21 protein-coding genes are annotated in these 18,948 nt (G+C 63.9%); 11 read left to right on the forward strand and 10 right to left on the reverse strand.

Features of this window, described 5'->3' with window-relative positions; all coding sequences use genetic code 11:
* Positions 1-110 precede the first annotated feature (110 nt).
* A complete protein-coding gene (locus FW796_RS12850) occupies positions 111-503 on the forward strand; it encodes a DUF3301 domain-containing protein (protein WP_123723660.1) in 393 nt (130 codons plus the stop codon).
* Positions 504-524: 21 nt separating this feature from the next.
* On the opposite strand, the gene FW796_RS12855 is transcribed toward FW796_RS12850, so the two are convergent.
* The 4 genes from FW796_RS12855 to dksA all read right to left on the reverse strand — a co-directional run bounded on the left by FW796_RS12855 (position 525) and on the right by dksA (position 3,941).
* A complete protein-coding gene (locus FW796_RS12855; RefSeq protein ID WP_446439420.1) occupies positions 525-1,487 on the reverse strand; it encodes a CobW family GTP-binding protein in 963 nt (320 codons plus the stop codon).
* A 104-nt stretch (positions 1,488-1,591) separates the two neighbouring features.
* The gene (locus FW796_RS12860) at positions 1,592-2,299 is read right to left on the reverse strand and encodes a DUF1826 domain-containing protein (protein WP_446439421.1); all 708 of its coding nucleotides are present in this window, start codon (positions 2,297-2,299) and stop codon (positions 1,592-1,594) included.
* Entirely contained in the window at positions 2,299-3,507 is a 1,209-nt protein-coding gene (gene zigA / locus FW796_RS12865; protein WP_446439422.1) for a zinc metallochaperone GTPase ZigA, read from the reverse strand. Before zigA ends, FW796_RS12860 begins: the two co-directional genes overlap by 1 nt.
* A 29-nt stretch (positions 3,508-3,536) precedes the next feature.
* Positions 3,537-3,941, reverse strand: a complete 405-nt coding sequence (gene dksA / locus FW796_RS12870) for an RNA polymerase-binding protein DksA (RefSeq protein ID WP_446439423.1) — start codon at positions 3,939-3,941, stop codon at positions 3,537-3,539.
* A gap of 121 nt (positions 3,942-4,062) precedes the next feature.
* Here dksA and FW796_RS12875 point away from each other — a divergent pair, with 121 nt between their 5' ends.
* The gene (locus tag FW796_RS12875; RefSeq protein WP_446439424.1) at positions 4,063-4,440 is read left to right on the forward strand and encodes a glutamine synthetase; all 378 of its coding nucleotides are present in this window, start codon (positions 4,063-4,065) and stop codon (positions 4,438-4,440) included.
* A gap of 36 nt (positions 4,441-4,476) precedes the next feature.
* On the opposite strand, the gene FW796_RS12880 is transcribed toward FW796_RS12875, so the two are convergent.
* Positions 4,477-5,700: an N-acetylmuramoyl-L-alanine amidase gene (locus FW796_RS12880; protein WP_346634741.1), complete on the reverse strand. Its 1,224-nt coding sequence runs from the start codon at positions 5,698-5,700 to the stop codon at positions 4,477-4,479.
* Between the two features lie 130 nt (positions 5,701-5,830).
* Here FW796_RS12880 and folE2 point away from each other — a divergent pair, with 130 nt between their 5' ends.
* The 8 genes from folE2 to thrS are packed head-to-tail and all read left to right on the forward strand — an operon-like array spanning position 5,831 to position 13,400.
* Positions 5,831-6,724: a GTP cyclohydrolase FolE2 gene (gene folE2, locus FW796_RS12885; RefSeq protein ID WP_446439425.1), complete on the forward strand. Its 894-nt coding sequence runs from the start codon at positions 5,831-5,833 to the stop codon at positions 6,722-6,724.
* Positions 6,724-7,392, forward strand: coding sequence for a metal ABC transporter ATP-binding protein (locus FW796_RS12890; protein ID WP_446439426.1), 669 nt, complete (start codon positions 6,724-6,726; stop codon positions 7,390-7,392). Before folE2 ends, FW796_RS12890 begins: the two co-directional genes overlap by 1 nt.
* Complete coding sequence (locus FW796_RS12895) at positions 7,392-8,258, forward strand: metal ABC transporter permease (protein WP_346634738.1); 867 nt, start codon at positions 7,392-7,394, stop codon at positions 8,256-8,258. The genes FW796_RS12890 and FW796_RS12895 overlap by 1 nt, the downstream gene beginning before the upstream one ends.
* 11 nt (positions 8,259-8,269) lie before the next feature.
* The gene (locus tag FW796_RS12900) at positions 8,270-9,154 is read left to right on the forward strand and encodes a metal ABC transporter substrate-binding protein (protein WP_404937946.1); all 885 of its coding nucleotides are present in this window, start codon (positions 8,270-8,272) and stop codon (positions 9,152-9,154) included.
* Positions 9,151-9,594, forward strand: a complete 444-nt coding sequence (gene hisI, locus FW796_RS12905) for a phosphoribosyl-AMP cyclohydrolase (protein ID WP_123723670.1) — start codon at positions 9,151-9,153, stop codon at positions 9,592-9,594. Before FW796_RS12900 ends, hisI begins: the two co-directional genes overlap by 4 nt.
* Positions 9,584-10,144 (forward strand): gamma carbonic anhydrase family protein, encoded by a 561-nt coding sequence (locus tag FW796_RS12910; RefSeq protein ID WP_102862389.1) that lies wholly within the window; start codon positions 9,584-9,586, stop codon positions 10,142-10,144. Before hisI ends, FW796_RS12910 begins: the two co-directional genes overlap by 11 nt.
* Before the next feature lie 2 nt (positions 10,145-10,146).
* On the forward strand, positions 10,147-11,481 hold the full coding sequence (locus FW796_RS12915; protein WP_446439427.1) for a dihydroorotase: 1,335 nt from the start codon (positions 10,147-10,149) through the stop codon (positions 11,479-11,481).
* A gap of 29 nt (positions 11,482-11,510) precedes the next feature.
* Positions 11,511-13,400, forward strand: coding sequence for a threonine--tRNA ligase (gene thrS / locus FW796_RS12920; RefSeq protein WP_404937948.1), 1,890 nt, complete (start codon positions 11,511-11,513; stop codon positions 13,398-13,400).
* 72 nt (positions 13,401-13,472) lie between these two features.
* Here the strand turns inward: thrS and FW796_RS12925 are convergent, their stop codons facing one another.
* Positions 13,473-13,997 (reverse strand): DUF3617 domain-containing protein, encoded by a 525-nt coding sequence (locus FW796_RS12925; protein WP_346634734.1) that lies wholly within the window; start codon positions 13,995-13,997, stop codon positions 13,473-13,475.
* A 131-nt stretch (positions 13,998-14,128) separates the two neighbouring features.
* Here FW796_RS12925 and cls point away from each other — a divergent pair, with 131 nt between their 5' ends.
* On the forward strand, positions 14,129-15,568 hold the full coding sequence (gene cls / locus FW796_RS12930; RefSeq protein WP_346634733.1) for a cardiolipin synthase: 1,440 nt from the start codon (positions 14,129-14,131) through the stop codon (positions 15,566-15,568).
* A 36-nt stretch (positions 15,569-15,604) separates the two neighbouring features.
* Here the strand turns inward: cls and cfaB are convergent, their stop codons facing one another.
* The 4 genes from cfaB to bufA2 all read right to left on the reverse strand — a co-directional run bounded on the left by cfaB (position 15,605) and on the right by bufA2 (position 18,818).
* Positions 15,605-16,792: a C17 cyclopropane fatty acid synthase CfaB gene (gene cfaB / locus FW796_RS12935; RefSeq protein WP_446439428.1), complete on the reverse strand. Its 1,188-nt coding sequence runs from the start codon at positions 16,790-16,792 to the stop codon at positions 15,605-15,607.
* 54 nt (positions 16,793-16,846) lie between these two features.
* Entirely contained in the window at positions 16,847-17,665 is an 819-nt protein-coding gene (locus tag FW796_RS12940) for an HvfC/BufC family peptide modification chaperone (RefSeq protein ID WP_446439429.1), read from the reverse strand.
* Complete coding sequence (gene bufB / locus FW796_RS12945) at positions 17,656-18,501, reverse strand: MNIO family bufferin maturase (protein WP_404937951.1); 846 nt, start codon at positions 18,499-18,501, stop codon at positions 17,656-17,658. The genes FW796_RS12940 and bufB overlap by 10 nt, the downstream gene beginning before the upstream one ends.
* Positions 18,502-18,566: 65 nt before the next feature.
* Entirely contained in the window at positions 18,567-18,818 is a 252-nt protein-coding gene (gene bufA2, locus FW796_RS12950) for a BufA2 family periplasmic bufferin-type metallophore (protein WP_123723679.1), read from the reverse strand.
* Positions 18,819-18,948 lie beyond the last annotated feature (130 nt).

Below are 18,948 nucleotides of genomic sequence, written 5' to 3' on the forward strand. Positions count from 1 at the left end.
TTTCCATAAAACCGGTGGAATTCAAGCCGCGCAGTATGCGACTAAACGCAGCCTGTACGACAGACCGGAGACGCAGTTAAGCTGACGCCACTTCGTTGGAGCAAACCTTCATGCTGACCCTTGGAAACATCTTTGTGCTGATGCTGCTGGCGACCGGCGCCGCCTGGCTATGGCACAACCACGGCCTGCGGGAGCGGGCGCTGGAGCGGGTCAAGCAGCACTGCGCACGGCTCGACATCGAGCTGCTGGACGGCAACGTCGCACTCAAGCGCATCGGTTTGGTCAAGGACGCCAACGGTCGCCGGCGCCTGGCGCGAATCTACAACTTCGAATTCACCGTGACCGGTGAAACCCGCCACGCCGGGACCATCACTCAGTTTGGAGCCCACAGCGCGCACATCGAGCTGGCGCCCTACCCATTCGAAGTGAAAGAGCCGTTGCCCAGCGCCGAGGTGATCGAACTGAGTCAGTGGCGCGAAGAGCACCGCAAGTTCAAGCCGTGAAATGCGCAGGCAAGCCTGCGCCTACAGGCGGCAAGCGCTGAGGCTGGCTTGCAGGGCGGCCATGTCCTGCGGGGCGCTGAAAATCAATTCCAGGCGCGAATCCCGTCGCCATTCGCTGGGCAGCCAGTTCAGCGGTGAATTATCCAAGCCATTGCCCGAGCGCCAGCCCTCATCGCAGTGGATCACCAGCTTGGCCCGACGCCAGTCGAGGTTCTGCAACCAGTGATCCACCCGGGCCAGGTCGAACTGCTGGCTCGGGTGCCAGCGCCAACCGATGCTCCAGCCCTCCTCCTGAGACTGACTGAGGCAGATCGGCAGCGCCGGATCGCTCCACACTGCCGGCAACTGTGCCAAGCCCTGGGGAACATCCAGTTGCTCCAGCGCCGCCCCGGCACTGGCCTCCAGACCCGGTAGCTCGGCCAAGGGCAAGGCGGCATGGCGCGTCCAGAACAAGGGCAGGTCCGGCAACTGCTCCAGCACCCGCAGTCGATCGCTGTCGCTGAGCAGTTCGTCCTTGTTCAACACCAGCAAGCCGGCGCTGGACAGGGCATCCTGCTGGGCCTGGGGCAGCGGCTTGCCGGCCGCCAGGGCCTGGGCGTCGAGCACCAGTACGCAGGGCTGCAACGCCAGTACCCCCTGCCAGGGCGCAACGCTCAGTTGCTTGAGCAATTGCGCCGGGTGACCAAGGCCGGACGGCTCGATGAACAAACGATCCGGCTTGGCCTTGCGCAGCAGACGCCCCAAACCCACCTGAAACGGTGCGCCGTTGACACAGCACAGGCAGCCGCCGGCCACTTCGCCGAGGGCGATGCCGTCGTCATCCCGAGCCAGCAAGGCCGCGTCCAGGCCAATCTGGCCGAACTCATTGATCAGCACCGCCCAGCGCTCATGGGCCGGGCGCTGGCTCAGCAGATGACGGATCAGGCTGGTCTTGCCGGCCCCCAGAGGGCCGGCGATCACATGGGTAGGAATGTTCTGCAGCATGGAAGGATTTCCGCAAGCTTGTGCGCTGATGCTACGCCCTTCCCCGTCGCGACGAAAATCCGCCGACCGCCGTAGAAGCGGGCTTGCCCGCGAACGCTCGCCGCTCACCCCAGCCAATCAAGAGTCAGTATCAAACGCCGCTCCCCCGGCGCCGGCTGCGGCGAACGATGAATCAGACCAAACCCCTCGTTGCCATGCCATTTCTCACCCTTGAACAGCGCCACTTCACCGCGGCCAATCTGCTGGATCAGCTCTGATTCCCGAGGTTCGGCCGCAGCCTGCCCCAACTGCCGACGGTCCATCGCCCCTTCCCGCAACCACTGGCTGCCAATCCCGGCATAGGTGGTGATCAGGCGCACCGGCACATGGTCGACGTGAAACCGCGGGCACATGGCCTTGTCCAGCACCCGTAAGCGCAAGCCCACGCGTTTGGCGCCCAACAGGCAGGCAAAGGCACTGACCAACCAGGAAACGTCGGCGATAAAGCCGTCATAACCCTGCAAGTCGCTGAAGCGCGCGGCCAAACCCCGCAGGTTCGGCGGGCAATCCTCATCCGGCAACTCCAGGGACAGGGACTCCGCCAAGGGCTCATTGAGGGACAACAGCAACTCGCCGAAGTCCTCGATGTGCGCCGGCAACTGGCGCTGCCAGAGACCGAGGTTGACCTCATCGTCCAGCACCTCGGCCAGCACTGCCGGGGCCTGGCCAATGGCCGCGCGCCGGGAAACCAGCGGCACCGCACAAGGCAGCAGCAAGCACTTGGCCGTCAATGGAATGCTCAGTGGAGTCACCGGGGAACTCAGGGTCAGCATCAGGCCGCCTCCTCTTCATGCCAGGAACCGAAAGGGTCGGTCATCAGGCTCCAGCCCTCGACACCGAGGGCCATTTCATCGTCATCCAGCAGGCACAGGTCGAGCTCGGCACTGAGCCGGGTAAAGTCGATGTTCTGGCCGATGAACACCAGTTCCTGACGACAGTCACCCGTGGCCGGGGTCCAGTTGTGCAGAATCGCCGCCGTGCTTTCCTCGTCCTGGGGCCAGTGCTGCTTGGGCACGAAGCGCCACCAGCGCCCGGCAAAGCCATGGCGCATCAAACCGCCGGCCTGGGACCAACTGCCCGCCTCCTGGTACTTGCTGGCGAGCCAGAAGAAGCCTTTTGAGCGCAGGAGCTTGCCGTTGACCCAGGGCCGGTTGATGAAGTTGAAGAAACGCTGGGGATGAAAGGGGCGGCGCGCTCGATAGGCGGTCGAGGCGATTCCGTACTCCTGGGTTTCCGGCACGTGCTCGCCGCGCAACTCTTGCAGCCAGCCCGGCGCCTGGGCCGCGCGTTCAAAGTCGAAGCGTCCGGTGTTGAGGATCTTGGCCAAGGGCACCTGGCCCATGACCATGGGAACGATCTCTGCCTGGGCGTTGAGCCGCGCCAGGATCGCCATCAGCTCCTGGCGCTCGGCGCTGCTGATCAGGTCGATCTTGCTGATGAGGATAACGTCGGCAAACTCCACCTGTTCGATCAGCAGGTCGGTGATCGAACGTTCGTCCTCCTCGCCCAGGGTTTCACCCCGGGAGGCCAGGCTTTGCGCGGCCTGGTAGTCCAGCAGGAAGTTCATGCCGTCGACTACGGTGACCATGGTATCGAGGCGGGCGATGTCCGCCAGGCTCTGCCCGGCCTCATCGCGAAAGGTGAAGGTTTCCGCCACCGGCAGCGGCTCGGAGATGCCGGTGGACTCGATCAGCAGGTAATCGAAGCGCCCGTCGCGGGCCAGCTTGCCCACCTCCTCCAGAAGGTCTTCGCGCAGGGTGCAGCAGATGCAGCCGTTGCTCATCTCCACCAACTTCTCTTCGGCACGATTGAGGCTGACATCACGCTGCACCTCGCTGCCGTCGATGTTGATTTCGCTCATGTCGTTGACGATCACCGCTACCCGCAGGTTGTCGCGGTTGCGCAGGATGTGATTGAGCAGGGTGCTTTTGCCGGCGCCAAGAAAGCCGGACAGCACGGTAACGGGAAGACGCTGGGTCATGGGGGGTCCTCATCAGGTTCGCGGCTGGGTCAAAGCGCCCGTTGGTGGCGTTCGCGCAGCTCTTGGCGTTCTTTGGCTTCGATACACAGGGTGGCGGTGGGCCGCAGCAGCAGGCGCTTGAGGCCGATGGCCTCGCCGGTGTCGCGGCACCAGCCGTACTCGCCCCGGGCCAGGCGCTCCAGGGCCTCGTCGATCTTGTCCAGGAGCTTCTTTTCCCGTTCCAGCAGGCGCAGTTGCCATTGCCGCTGTTCTTCGGCGCTACCGATGTCGGCGGGGTCGCTGTGGGGTTCCTGCTCGCGCAGTTGGTCGAACTCAACGGCAATGCGCTCCTGCAATTCGCTGCGCTGGGCCAGCAGCAGATCGCGGAAGAAGCCCTGTTGGGCGTCGTTCATGTAATGCGCCGGGGGTTCGGCGAGGAGCTCTTGTTCAGTCATGGCGGGGTCACGGGTCAGGCTTTATTTGATGTTATATTATAACAATGCACATTAGCCAATACTCCCTTGCCGCCCACGACGAAGGGCGCGATGCTGCGCCCCTGTCGCCACGAGAACTGCCATGCGCCTTGTCCTTCCCACCCTGCTTTCAAGCCTGATGCTGCTGGCCGGCCACGCCACAGCCGGCGTGCCCAGCACCCTGGCCACCTGCACCCGCAGCGCCACCCTGCTGGCCTGTGTCGATCCCTTGGGCAACGCCTACAGCGTCGCCACGGCGGGCAGCACCACTTACTTGCGCGGGTTCGAGGTAATCGGCAAACGCTACTGGGCGCAGACCAACAGTCGCTACGGGCAACTGACCTTCTTCACCGGCCTGGCCTCCGACGGCGAAGCCTGGGTGGGCTACAGCCAGCGCGTGGGCTGGACCACCCGCAATCGCTTCTCCAGCTCCGGCGGCAGCAGCGCCAAGTTCACCTGCAGCCGTATCAGCGGCTGCTAGACGCGCCAACACCGCGCCCGGTGCAGGCGCCGGCGGCTACACAGCGCGGTTGTTCCTGGTTTCCTGGAGCCAGGCCATGTAGCTGTTGGCTGGCGGGTTCTTTTCGAAGTAGCGCTGCAAGCCTTTGAACAGGCCGTCGGCAATCGCCTGCTGATGCCGCGTCGTGACCAGCCGCTGACTGTCGCGGCTGTTGGAGATAAAGCCGGTTTCCACCAGGATCGATGGCACATCCGGCGACTTGAGCACCGCGAATCCGGCCTGTTCCACGCGCTTCTGGTGCAGGGTGGTAATCCCCGACAGGCTGTCCAGCACCGTGCCCCCTAGCTGCAGGCTGGCAGCAATGGTGGCGTTCATCGACATGTCGAGAATCACCCCCGCCAGCATCGGGTCCTTGTCCTTGAGATTGAGCAGGCTGCTGGCCCCCAGCAGGTCGGCATCGTTCTCCCGCTGGGCCATGAAGCGCGCGGTGGCCGAAGTCGCCCCGCCTTCGGACAAGGCATACACCGAGGCACCGGAGGCGGTAAGACGCGGCGCCGCATCGGCGTGCACCGAGATGAACATGTCGGCCTTGTGCTTGCGGGCGATCTCCACCCGCTTGCGCAGCGGCACGAAGAAGTCATCGTTGCGTACCAGCTTCACGTCAAACCCCTTCTCGCGCTTGAGCCGCTTGGCCAGCAACTGGGCGATGGACAGCACCACATCCTTCTCCCGTTCCCCCTTGGCCCCCACGGCGCCCGGGTCCTTGCCACCGTGGCCGGGGTCCACTACCACGATGATGTCGCGCTTGGGATGGGGCTTGCCCGGCGACGCCTCGGGCTTGGCCAGAGGCGCAGCGCCCGCGGCGATCTGCAGCGGCGCCTTGCCGGCCTCGGACAGGTCCAGCACCAGTCGGTGGCCCTGTCCATCCTGGGGCGGCAGGAGAAAGCTGTTGAGCTGCACCGGCTTGTTCAGGTCGAGGACGATCCGCGTATCGCCCTGGCCAAAATGCCCGGAGCGGATCGCGCGGATCACCGTATGGGCCAGGGGCAACTGACTGAAATCGCCACTCAGGCGAGCGCCGTTCACATCGATGATCAAGCGCTCCGGCGCGCTCAGGGTGAAGGTCTTGTACTGCACCGGCCCACTCAGATCGAGCACCAGCCGCAGCTTGTCGGCGTCTTTCCACAGCCGCGCATTACGGATCTGCGCGGCGGAAACAGTCCAGGGCAACATCAGGGCCGTGCCGGCCAACAGCAGGTTGAGCAATTGACGTCTGTGCATGACAAATACCGCAGTGAAGGGAGTGTCCGTACTCACAAGAACAGGCCAGAGAACCGCCGAGGAAAAATGTTTCATCGGATGTATTGTTATAATATAACATGTCGGAATATTCCTAACGACGGACCTGTTCATGAACGCGCTGACTCTGCCGGATATCGCCGCGCAGGCCTCACGCCAAGCCTTGCCCCTGGAATGGGTGGGCATGTGCGGCATTGCCTTACCTGTAGTGATGGACAGCCAACGGATCGCTGCCAAAGCCGATGCCGGAGTCAGCCTCGACGATGGCGAAGCGCGAGGCATTCATATGTCGCGCTTGTATCTGGCCCTGGAAATGCTCGAACAGGACAACCTCACGCCTGCTCTGCTGCGCCAGGTGCTACAGCGCTTTCTCGACAGTCACGAGGGCCTGGCCCACAGCGCCTACCTACGGCTGCACTTCGATCTGCTGCTCAAACGTCCGGCCTTGGTCAGTCCTTTGGCCGGTTGGAAGAGCTATCCGTTGAGCATTGAAGCGCGGCTGAAAAATGCGATGTTCCACGTGGAACTAAAAATCGTCGTGCCTTATTCCTCAACCTGCCCTTGCTCGGCCGCCCTTTCCCGTCAACTGATCCAACAGCAATTCGTCAACGATTTCGCCAACCAACCACTGCAGCACGCCGACATTCTGGCTTGGCTGGGCTCGACCCAAGGCATAGTCGCCACGCCCCATAGCCAACGCAGCAACGCCGAACTGCACCTGCGCCTGGACGAACTCCTCGACGAGCTGCCGTTGATTGCCCTGATCAACGACGCTGAAAGTGCCCTGGGCACCGCCGTGCAAACGGCGGTCAAGCGCGCCGATGAGCAGGCCTTCGCTCTGGCCAACGGACAAAACCTGATGTTTTGCGAAGACGCCGCCCGCCGCCTGAACCTGGCGCTGCGCCGCTCTCCTGGCGTCAACGCCTTCCAACTGCGGGTTGTGCATGCGGAAAGCCTGCACGCCCACGACGCCGTGGCGCAAAGCCGCTGGAACTGGGAGGCCTGATGATCCGTTGCCAAGGTTTACGCTGGGGCGCGCCGGGCCAACCCCTGACTCCGGCCCTGGATCTGCACCTGCCCAGCGGCAGCCTGAGCGCCGTCATCGGCGCCAACGGTTCGGGCAAAAGCAGCCTGCTGAAAGTCCTGGCCGGACTGCAAAAACCCTTGGCCGGCAAGGTCGATCTGGCGGCGCCCAAACGGGGCGGCTTTTCGTTTCTGCCGCAACAGCAACACCTCGATCGCCAGTTCCCCATCAGCCTGGAAGCGCTGGTGGCCGGTGGCTTCTGGGGCAAGTGCGAAACGGCCAGGGCCCGGGCAGAAAAACTGCAGGCGGTGCTCGAAGACTGGCATTTGAGTGGCTTGGAAAGTCGCCCGTTGATGGCCCTTTCCGGTGGAGAATTGCAGCGCGCGCTGCTGGCCCGACTGAGCCTGACCGAAGCACCGCTGCTGCTCCTGGACGAACCCCACGCCGCCCTCGACGAAGCAGGCCAGAGCCTGCTCTGGCAACACCTGCACAGCTGGCACGCCCAGGGCCGGACCCTGGTGGTGGTTTGCCATGACCTGGCCGCCGTGCACCAGCACATCCCCCAGACCTTGTGGATCAAAAGCAGCGGCTGTGTCCTGGGCCAGAGCCGGGAACTGATCGCCCCACCATCCCGGACGCAGGTGGCTTGATGCAGTTCGCCGCGCATTTCTGGCAACCCTTCAGCGAATTCGTGTTCATGCGTCGGGCCTTGCTCGGCGGTCTGGTACTGGCCTGCAGCACGGCTCCCCTGGGCGTATTCCTGATCCTGCGGCGCATGAGCCTGATCGGCGATGCGGTGGCCCACGGCATCCTCCCCGGCGCGGCCCTGGGCTTCTGGTTCGCCGGTCTCAGTTTGCCGGCCCTGACCTTCGGCGGTCTGGGCGCCGGCCTGGGCATGGCCGGTCTCGCGGCCTGGATCACCCGCCGCACCGGCCTGCGGGAAGACGCCAGCATCGCGGCGATCTACCCCATCTCCCTGGCCAGCGGCGTCCTGATCCTCGGGCTGGCGGGCAAACGCCTGGACCTGCTGCACCTGCTGTTCGGCTCGGCCCTGGCGGTGGACGGCCCGACCCTCAACGGTATGCTCCTGGTCTCGGGCTTCAGCCTGCTGGCCATGGCCCTGATCTACAAACCCCTGCTGCTGGACACCCTCGACCCCCTGTTCCTGCACAGCGTCAGCCGCCTGGGTCCCCTGGCCCACGGCCTGTTCCTGACCCTGGTGGTGCTCAATCTGGTGATCGGTTTCCAGGCCATCGGCGCCCTGATGGTGGTGGGGCTGATGATGCTGCCGGCCGCCGCCTCGCGCTTCTGGAGCCGTCGGCTGCCGCGGTTGATGGGCATCGCTGCGCTGCTGGGTTGTCTTTCGGTCTGGCTCGGCCTGTTGCTGTCGTTCCATTACTCGCTGCCCAGCGGACCGGCCATCGTGCTGGTGGCGGGCAGCCTGTACCTGCTCTCCGTGGTGTTCGGGCCGGTGCACGGCCTGTTGCACCGCCCGCCTTTGCTCACATCCCCATGAGGTGTTTCCCGATGCGCGTTCTACTCGTGCTGTTCAGCCTGCTGCTGCCCCTGTCGTGGTCCACCGCCCAGGCCGCGGACAAGCTGGCGGTGGTCACCAGCTTCAGCATCCTCGCCGACATGACCCGCCAGGTCGGCGGCGAGCATGTACAGATCACCAACCTGGTAGGCGCCGACGAAGACGCCCACACCTACGAACCCACACCGGACGATGCCAAAGCCCTGCTCAAAGCCCGGCTGATCATCAAGAACGGCCTGGGCTTCGAACCCTGGCTGGATCGTCTGGTCGCCAGCTCGGCCACCAAGACGCCAGTGATCACCGCCAGTCGCGGGGTGATTCCACGGACCCTGGACGAGGACGGCGAACAGGTGCCCGACCCGCATGCCTGGCACAACCTGGCCAACAGCGAACTCTATGTGAACAACATCACCAAGGCGCTGATTGCCGCCGACCCGGCTCACCAGGCCGACTACCAGCGCAACAGCCAGGCCTACCTGCAACAGATCTACCGCCTGCTGGCCGAGGCCAAGACCAAGCTCGGCGCCCTGCCTCCGGGCAACCGCAAGATCGTCACTTCTCACGACGCCTTCGGCTACCTGGGCCAGGCCTACGGCATCGACTTCATGGCGCCCCAAGGCCTGTCCACCGAACGCGAGCCCTCAGCCGCCGAAGTCGCGGCGCTGATCACCCAGATCCGTAACGCCAAGGTCAAGGCGGTGTTCATGGAAAACATCAAGGACGCCCGCCTGCTCAAGCAGATCGCCGAGGAAAGCGGCGCTCATATTGGCGGCACCCTGTACTCCGATGCCCTGTCGGCCACGGGCCCGGCCAGCACCTTCATCGGGCTGTTCGAATACAACCTCAACACCCTGTACGACGCTCTGAGCCGACCATGATCCAGCGCCCGCCGCTGTCGCTGCTGGACCTGGAAACCGCCGCCCTGGGCAGTCGTTGGCCGCTGACCGCCGTGCTCGACGCCCTGCCCTGGAACAGCGACGGACTGATCGCCGCCATTGCCCAGCAACACGACAGCGGCGAGGTGCTGATGCTGGCCTGGATGAACCGCCGGGCCCTGGCCGAAACCCTGGCCAGCGGCCAGGTCTGTTATTGGTCGCGCTCGCGCCAGTGCCTGTGGCGCAAGGGCGAAAGCTCCGGGCATCGCCAGCGTCTGATCGAAGCGCGCCTGGACTGCGATGGCGACGCGGTGTTGCTGCAAGTGGAGCAACAAGGCCCCGCCTGCCACACCGGTCGCCCCAACTGTTTCTACAACGCCATTCGCGATGGCGCGGTGGAAGTCATCAGTTCCCCCTTGAAGGACTCGCGCCATGATTCGTAAAAACCCCTCCGGCGATCTGCCGGTAATCGCCGAATCCGCCTACGTGGACAAGACCGCCATCATCTGCGGCAAGGTGGTGATCGGCGACAACGTGTTCGTAGGCCCCTACGCGGTGATCCGCGCCGACGAGGTCGACGCCAGCGGCCAGATGGAAGCCATCACCATCGGCGCCAATTCGAATATCCAGGACGGCGTGGTGATCCACTCCAAATCCGGTGCCGCCGTCACCATCGGCCAGCACACCTCCATCGCCCACCGCTCCATCGTCCACGGCCCCTGCGTGGTCGGCGACCGGGTGTTCATCGGTTTCAACAGCGTGCTGTTCAACTGCGTGGTGGGTGACGGCAGCGTGGTCCGACACAACTCAGTAGTGGACGGTCGTGACCTGCCACCAGGCTTCTACGTGCCCTCCACCACCCGCATCGGCCCCAAGACCGACCTGGCGCAGTTCCCTCCGGTGAGCATCAGCGCTTCGGAGTTTTCCGAAGACGTGGCCCGCACCAACGTCGATCTGGTCCGCGGCTACAAGGCCCTGCAGAACGAGTTTTGAGCATGAGCCGAATCCTTATCCGCAACGCCCGCCTGGTGAACGAAGGACGCGAGTTCGACGCCGACCTGCTGGTCAATCAGGGCCGAATCGAGACCATCGGCAGCCTCGACCACCTCAGCGCCGAACTGGAAATCGACGCCCAGGGCCAATGGCTGCTGCCGGGGATGATCGACGACCAGGTGCACTTTCGCGATCCCGGCGCCCCGGAAAAAGGCAGCATCCATAGCGAGTCCCGCGCCGCAGTGGCCGGTGGCATCACCAGCTTCATGGACATGCCCAACACCTCGCCGGCGACCTTGACCCTGGCCGCTCTGGCCGACAAGAAACGCCGCGCAGCCGTCGCCTCGGTGGCCAACTACGGCTTTCACTTCGGCGTCAGCAACGACAACCTCGACACCGTCGCCGCCCTCGATCCCAGCGAGGTCGCCGGGGTCAAGGTATTCATGGGCGCCTCCACCGGCAACATGCTGGTGGACGACCCCCAGGTGCTCGACCGGCTGTTTCGCCAGGTACCGACCATCCTCCTGGCCCACTGCGAACACACCCCGAGCATCCAGCTCAAGCAGCAACGCTGGCAGCAACTCTATGGCGATCAGATTCCCGCCGCGGCTCACCCGCGCATTCGCGATGCCGAGGCCTGCTACCGCTCCTCGTCCCTGGCGGTGGAACTGGCGAAGAAACACGGCACCCGCCTGCACGTCCTGCACCTGACCAGCGCCCGGGAACTGGCCCTGTTCGAGGACCGGCCCCTGGTCGAGAAACACATCACCGCCGAAGTCTGCCTGCACCACCTGCTGTTCGATGACCGCGACTACCCGCGCCTCGGTCACTTGATCAAATGCAACCCGGCCATCAAGACCCAGGCCGATCGCGATGCCTTGCGTCAGGCTCTCAACAGCCAGCGCCTGGACATCATCGGCAGCGACCACGCACCCCACACCTGGGAGCAGAAACAGCAGCCTTACACCCGTGCGCCCGCCGGCCTGCCTCTGGTGCAGCACGCCTTGCCGGCCTTGCTGGAACTGGTGGCGGACCGGGTCCTGCCCCTGACCACCCTGGTGGCCAAGACCAGCCACCGGGTGGCCGACCTGTTCGCCATCCCCGACCGCGGCTACCTGCGCGAAGGCTACTGGGCCGATCTGGTGCTGATCCGTGCCGAGCCCGAAGGCCTGCCCGTGGACCGCCAGCCGATTCTTGCCCAATGCGGCTGGACCCCGTTTGCCGGCCAGCGCTTTCGCCATAGCGTCGCCACCACCCTGGTATCGGGCCAACTCGCCTGGCACCGGGGGCGTCTGTACGACCACTGTCAGGGCCTGCCCCTGCGCTTCAACCGCTAATCCCCAAGCCTGACCAAGGACCACCGAAGATGATCCGCATCACCCTGCCTGATGGCGCGTGCCGTGAGTACGACCAGCCGTTGTCCGTGTTCGAGGTGGCCGCCAGCATTGGCAGCGGCCTGGCCAAAGCCGCCGTGGCCGGGCGGGTCGATGGCCGGCTGGTGGACTGTGACTACCTGCTGGACAGCGACACCCGCCTGAGTATCGTCACCGCGACCGACCCCGATGGCCTGGAAATCCTGCGTCACTCCTGCGCCCACCTACTGGCCATGGCGGTGAAGCAGCTGTACCCCTCGGCCCAGGTCACCATTGGCCCGGTGATCGAGGACGGCTTCTTCTACGACTTCGCCTACGAGCGCCCTTTCACCCCCGAGGATCTGGAACTGATCGAGGCGCGCATGCACAGCCTTGCCGCCACCAACCACACCTTGCGCCGCCGCGAGCTGTCCCGGGAGCAGGCACTGGAACACTTTGCCGACCAGGGCGAGCACTACAAGGTCGAGCTGATCCGCGACCTGCCCCCGGAGGCTGTGCTGTCGCTGTACCGCCAGGGCGATTTCGAAGACCTGTGCCGCGGCCCCCACGTGCGTACCACTGGCCAATTGCGGGCCTTCAAGCTGACCAAGGTGGCCGGCGCCTATTGGCGCGGCGACGCCAGCAACGCACCGTTGCAACGGATCTACGGTACCTGCTGGGCCACCCGCCAGGATCTGGACGCTCATCTGCTTCGTCAGGAACAGGCCGCCAAGCGCGACCACCGCAAGCTGGGCCAGCAACTGGACCTGTTTCACTTCGACGATTGCGCGCCGGGGTCGGTGTTCTGGCACGCCAAGGGCTGGACCCTGTTCAAGCAGTTGATCGGCTATATGCGCCAGCGTCAGGAACAGGCGGGCTACCAGGAAGTGAACACCCCGGATGTGATGGACCGCAGCCTCTGGGAAACCTCCGGGCACTGGCAGAACTACCGCGACCACATGTTCACCACCAGCACCGAGGACCAGCGCACCTTCGCCCTCAAGCCCATGAACTGCCCCGGCGCGGTGGCGATCTTCGGCCACGGCTTGAAGAGCTACCGCGACCTGCCCCTGCGCATCGCCGAGTTCGGCAAGGTCCATCGCTACGAACCTTCAGGGGCACTGCACGGCTTGCTGCGGGTACGCCACTTCACCCAGGACGACGCCCACATCTTCTGCACCCCGGAACAGATGCAGGACGAATGCGCCCGCACCATCGCCCTGGTGTTCGACATCTATAAGGAGTTCGGTTTCGACGAGGTGGCGGTGAAGCTCTCCACGCGCCCGGCCAATCGCATCGGCAGCGACGAGGTCTGGGATCAGCTGGAAAGCGCCCTGGTCGGTGCCCTGCAGAGCATGCAGATCGACTATCGGCTCAACCCGGGAGAAGGCGCCTTCTACGGTCCGAAACTGGAGTTCGTGCTGCGCGACGCCATCGGCCGCGACTGGCAGTGCGGCACCCTGCAAGTGGATCTCAACCTCCCCGAGCGCTTCGCCATCAGCTACATCGCCGACAACGGCGAACGCCGGCAACCGGTGATGCTGCACCGCGCGCTGTTCGGTTCCCTGGAGCGCTTCATCGGCATCCTCATCGAGCACCATGGCGGCGCCCTGCCCTTGTGGCTGGCGCCGCAACAAGTGGTGGTGCTCAACATCAGCGAGGCTCAGGCGGACTATGCCTGGGAAATCAGCGAGCGCCTGCGCCGTCAGGGGCTGCGGTCCAGTGCCGACCTGCGCAACGAAAAGATCGGCTACAAGATCCGTGAGCACAGCCTGCAGAAAGTGCCCTACCTGCTGGTAATCGGGGACAAGGAGAAAGCGGGAGGCTACGTCAGCCTGCGCAGCAGAAATGGTGAGGATCTGGGACAGCTGACGCTGGAGCAGGCAGTGGAACGGATTGCCTAGCCGGTGCCCGGGCCTGGCGGCGAAAGCCCTGGTGTCTGCAGGGCCGCTTCGCCGACAAGCGCACAAGGTCGGTCAGGAGGCGCGGGGTTTGACCGTGCCGCAGTCCTGGCCCAGCCATACGGCGCGGGTGTCCATGCTGCCCTTCTGCTGCATGCCGGTGGCATTGAAGGTGCCGATCACGTTGGTGGTGAACTCGCGATCACTGATGAACTTGGCCACCCCGTTGCCCTGAGCCTTGGGGCAACTGAAGCGAAACTTCCATTGATTGCCGTTGCGCTCGGTGACCTGCTGCTGGCAACCCGATTGCGGGTCCTGCAGCGGAATGGTGTCGGATTTCACCTGGTCCGGCGTCAAGCACACGCGAATACCCTTGCCACCCATGGTCACGCCCTGTTTCTCCAGCATCGCCCGTTGTTCCGGGGTCATCTGTTGCTGCAACTGGCCAAGAATCAGCGACAGGTCCGGCAAGTTCTGGTCATCGACCTTCATGTTGCTGCTGGTCAGTTCCCACAAGCCCGGTTGCAGCATCTGCGCCTGCGCAGCCAGCGGCAGCGCCAATCCCACCGCCAAGGCACAACCCAGTAAACGAAGTTTCATCGAATGACTCCTAGACAATAGTGGCCGTTAGACTTCGGCCAAGGCACGGCGTTGCATGCAGAATAAAATAGCGACATTCGCTGTGGAACATGGTCTGTTAGGCATTGAATCTTCAGGAGCAAGGTTGCCCCATGGATTATTTTGGCCCGCACATCTTCGGCTATCTCATTGCGCTGTTGCATTTTCTCGGGCTGATCGCCGCGATCCACGCGGTGCTCACCGTCAGGACCGCTCAAGGCGCCATTGCCTGGGCCCTGTCGCTGATGTTCATGCCCTACCTGACCCTGATTCCCTATCTGGTATTCGGCCGCAGCACCTTTGATGCCTACATCCAGGCCCGGCGCCAGGCCAACGTGGAAATGCACAAGGCCATCAATGAGCTGAACTGGCGGCCCTGGGTCGAAGAGGCGCTCACCGCCCGCGCCTCCCAGGCCTATGCCTCGCTGCGGGCCATGCCCAAGCTGGGACGCATGCCATGCCTGGCCAACAATCAGGTGCGCCTGCTGGTCAACGGCGACGCCACCTTCGAAGCGATCTTCAATGCCATCCGCCGTTCCCACAAGGCGGTGCTGATCCAGTTCTTCATCATTCACGACGACGAGCTGGGCCGGCGCCTGCAACGCCTGCTGCTGGAAAAGGCCGCCGAAGGCGTCTCCATCCATCTGCTCTACGACCGCGTCGGCAGCCACTCCCTGCCCGCCGGTTATGTGCAGACCCTGCGTGACGCCGGGGTCCAGGTGCATGCCTTCGCCACTCGCAGCGGCTGGCTCAACCGCTTCCAGGTGAACTTCCGCAATCACCGCAAGATTGTGGTGGTGGACGGTTTGCTCGGTTTTGTCGGCGGGCACAACGTCGGTGACGAATACCTGGGCAAGAAACCGCCCCTGGCGCCGTGGCGCGATACCCACGTCCAGGTCAGCGGCCCGGTGGTGGCCTGCCTGCAGGAGTCCTTTGCCGAAGACTGGTTCTGGGCGGCCCGGGAACTGCCGCCGCTGATCCTTCCCGATACCTACCCGGATGACGGCGTGCTCTGCCAATTGCTGGCCAGCGGCCCCGCCGATGCCTACGAGACGTGCTCGCTGTTCTTCGTCGAGGCGATCCACGCCGCCACCGAACGGGTGTGGATCACCAGTCCGTATTTCATTCCCGATGAAGCGGTGTTCGCCGCCCTGCGCCTGGCCGTGTTGCGGGACGTGGACGTGCGCATCCTGCTGCCGTCGCGCCCGGACCATCGCATCGTCTACGCCGCCTCCAGCCTCTACGCCTTCGAGGCGGTGCGCGCCGGGGTCCGGGTCTTCCGTTATCAGCCGGGGTTCCTGCATCAAAAGGTGGTGTTGATCGACAACGAGATCAGCGCCATTGGCAGCGCCAACCTGGACAACCGTTCGTTTCGCTTGAACTTCGAAGTGATGCTGCTGACCGTGGATGACGACTTCGCCACCGAGGTGGAACAGATGCTGGAAGCCGACTTCGCCAAGGCCCGGGAAATCGCCCGGGAAGAAAGCCGCCAGACCCACCGCCTGCAACAACTGGGCATGCGGGTCGCGCGGCTGATTTCACCGATTCTGTAGGGACCCACTCAAGGTCTGAAGGAAAGCGCGCCGGGCCTAGGGGTGATAGAGGTCGTCCCGGGTCCAGGGCAACTCATGACTGCCATCGGCATGGGTCTTGACCGCGAGGATCTGGTGCAGATTGATCCAGCCCTTGGCAAACGCATAAGCGCAACCTGCCAGGTACAGCCGCCAGATCCGTAGTGCCTGCGGCGCAACCTGCTGACCGGCCGCCTCCAGGTTGTCCTCCAGGCGCTCGCTCCAGTGATCCAGTGTGCGGGCGTAATGCAGGCGCAGGCTTTCAACATCGACGATTTCCAGCCCCGCCTCGCTGATCTGCGCCGAAATCATCGCCAAGTGCGGCAACTCGCCATTGGGGAACACATAACGCTCGATGAAGTCCCCGGCGCCCCGGCCCACGGGCCGTCCATCGATGTGCTTGGCAGTAATGCCGTGGTTCATCACCAGGCCGCCCTCGCGCACCGCATTGAACAGGGTCCGGCAGTATTCGGGCAGATTGGCATGGCCCACATGCTCGAACATGCCGACGCTGACCACCTTGTCGAAGCGACCATCCTGGGGCAGGTCGCGATAATCCAGCAGCTGCAGCTCCACCAGATCGTCCAGGCCTTCGGCACTGACTCGTTCACGAGCCAGGGCCAGTTGTTCCTTGCTCAAGGTAATGCCCAATACCTTGGCGCCGAACTCGCGGGCGGCATAGCGGGCCAGCCCGCCCCAGCCGCAACCGACATCCAGCAGGTAATCCCCCGGTTGCAGGCGCAGCTTGCGGCACAGGTGACGAAACTTGGCTTGCTGGGCCTGTTCCAGTGATTCGCTGCCGGTCTCGAAGTAGGCGCAGGAATAGGCCATGTCACTGTCGAGCCAGAGCTGATAGAAGGCGTTGGAAAGGTCGTAATGGTAGGAAATGGCCGCCGCGTCCGTGGCCTTGTCGTGCTGCGTGCGCACCGGCTGATCGTCGTCATCGTCATCCAGCAAGGCCTGGCTCAGTTCATCGCACACCCGGATGACTTCACTGATGGAACCTTCAAGTTCCAGCTTGCCCTCGACAAAGGCGCCCCCCAGAGCGTCCAGGCTGGGACGGGTGAATTGCGCGACCAGTTGCGGGTCCTTGACCACAATGGTGACGCTGGGCTCCGGCCCAAGATTGAACTCATGGCCATCCCAGAGCCGCAGGCGCAAGGGTAAATGCAGATTCTGTAAGGCCGGTGGAAGTTGCGCGAGCATGGAAAATCCCCCCTGTTTCAGACGTCTGAAATGAGGGTAGACCATCTTGGAAAATTAGCTGGCTATCGAATTTCCAGCGGTTTTCCAGGACTCGCGGCGTACCACCAGGCCGTCTTCGACCCACTGTTTGAGCCAGGTAACGGCCTGCAACGGGGCCCCCTCAAAGTAAGTGACGGCCAGCTCGGCACAGAGTTCCGCGAAACTCCACTGCGCCTCGATCATGCCTTGCAGGCCTCGGGCTTCTGCTACCGACAGGCTGCGATAGCGGCAGACCCGATCCACCCGCCATACCAGGCAAGGTTGCTCTTGTTCGAGTAAAGCACTCTCGGGGAAGTCCACCTGATCCTTGACCGCACGCCACTGGGCGACGCTGTTGTAACGGCAGTCCAGCCACTGCACACAAGGGGCCAGCTGCAATTGCAGCTGCGGCCACTCTTCGGCGTCCAGGCCCGCCATGTCCGGCACCGTCAGCACCTCGGCCTCGGCAGCGTCGAAGGCCAGGGTGAACGCCCACTCCAGGCGCGCCAGTTCCGCCAGGGGCTGGCCCTGCTCCGGCACCAGATGGCCCTGGATGAATTCAGCAAAGCCCTGCCCCAACCAGCGCAGGCTGAAATGCCGGGAGGGGGATTGGCGTATATAAGCCGCGGCCAGTGACGCGAACTCCTCATCGCCGAGCCAATGCAGGATCGTCGGAAAGTCCGCCACCATGACTTCCAGCAGCCGCGCCTGGTAGGCGTTGTGGTAAATCGCCAGACCGGTGGCGACATTCAGGGTCGGCCCGCCGATCAGGCTGTTGCCCAGCAGGCTATCGGCCTGGGGCTGCTCGGCCAACAGGTAGCGCTCAAAGGCCAGCTGCCATTCGTTCAGGCGCATTGCAGCCTCCCGGACAGCGTCCGCTGTCCGAGTGCGCGAGCCTTGTGCAGTTCGCCGAGCAGTTCGCTCAACGGTGGAAAATGATCGTCACGTTCCAGCAAGGTCGCGACCGGCCCAAGGTGTTGCAGGGTGCGCTGGTACAGCTCCCAGACCGGATCGCACACCGGCTGGTCATGGGTATCGATCACATAGTCGCCATGATCCTGATGCCCGGCCAGGTGCAATTGCCGCACCCGTTGCGCCGGCAGCCCCTGGATGAACTGCCAGGGATCGAAACCGTGATTGCGCGAACTGACGTAGACGTTATTCACGTCCAGCAACAGCTCGCAGCCACTGAGCTGGCTCAAGGCGGCCAGAAACTCCCACTCGCTGAACTGATCCGCCGCGGCCCGTACATAGCTGGAGACGTTCTCCAGCACCAGGGGACGCTCCAGCACCTCCTGCACCTGGCGCACCCGGCCTGCCACGTATTCCAGGCTTTCCTCGGTGTAGGGCAAGGGCAGCAGATCGTGCAACTGATGAGCGTTGCCCCGGCTCCAGCACAGGTGATCGGAGACCCAGGCCGGACCGACCCGCCGGGCCAACTGTTTGAGCTGCTTGAGGTAGTCCAGGTCCAGGGCATGGGGGCCACCAATGGACAACGACACCCCGTGCATCACGATGGGGTAGCGCTCGGCAATGGCGTCCAGGTAATAGAGAGCCTTGCCGCCTTCGACCATGAAGTTCTCGGACACCACTTCAAACCAGTCGACGTCCGGCGCTTCATCGAGAATCTGCTGATAGTAGGCACTGCGCAAACCCAGGCCGTAGCCCAGACAGGAAGAATGGTCAGACATCGCGAACTCCTCGCAAAGTAGCCGCAGTGGTCGTCAGCCCCACTGCGGCAGCACGGATTCGCCGCTTACTCGCCGACTTTGCCGCCGGCCTTTTCGCACGCCGACTGGGTCATGGCCTTGAAGCCCTGGCCTTTGCAGGCGCCCATGCCCTTGCAGGCGTGATCCTTGGTCTTGCAGTCGTTCTGGCCTTTGCAGCCGTTGACGCCGTAACAATGAACCTGGGCATCGGCCGCCGACACCTGAGTGGCAACACCGGCAAACAGCGTAGCGGCAGCGAAAGCCAGGGCAGCACCGGCAGCGGTTTTCTTCATGTTCATGTTTTGTTCCTCAATAGTCGCAGGGGGAGACGGGAGGCGTGTGCAATCCCGTCATAGCACTAGAGAGAGGAGCCATCCCGGCGTTACAGCCGGGATGAAAAATATCTGCGCAGCCGGGTTTTGCCGGCAA

Source organism: Pseudomonas sp. 910_21 (assembly GCF_052850735.1).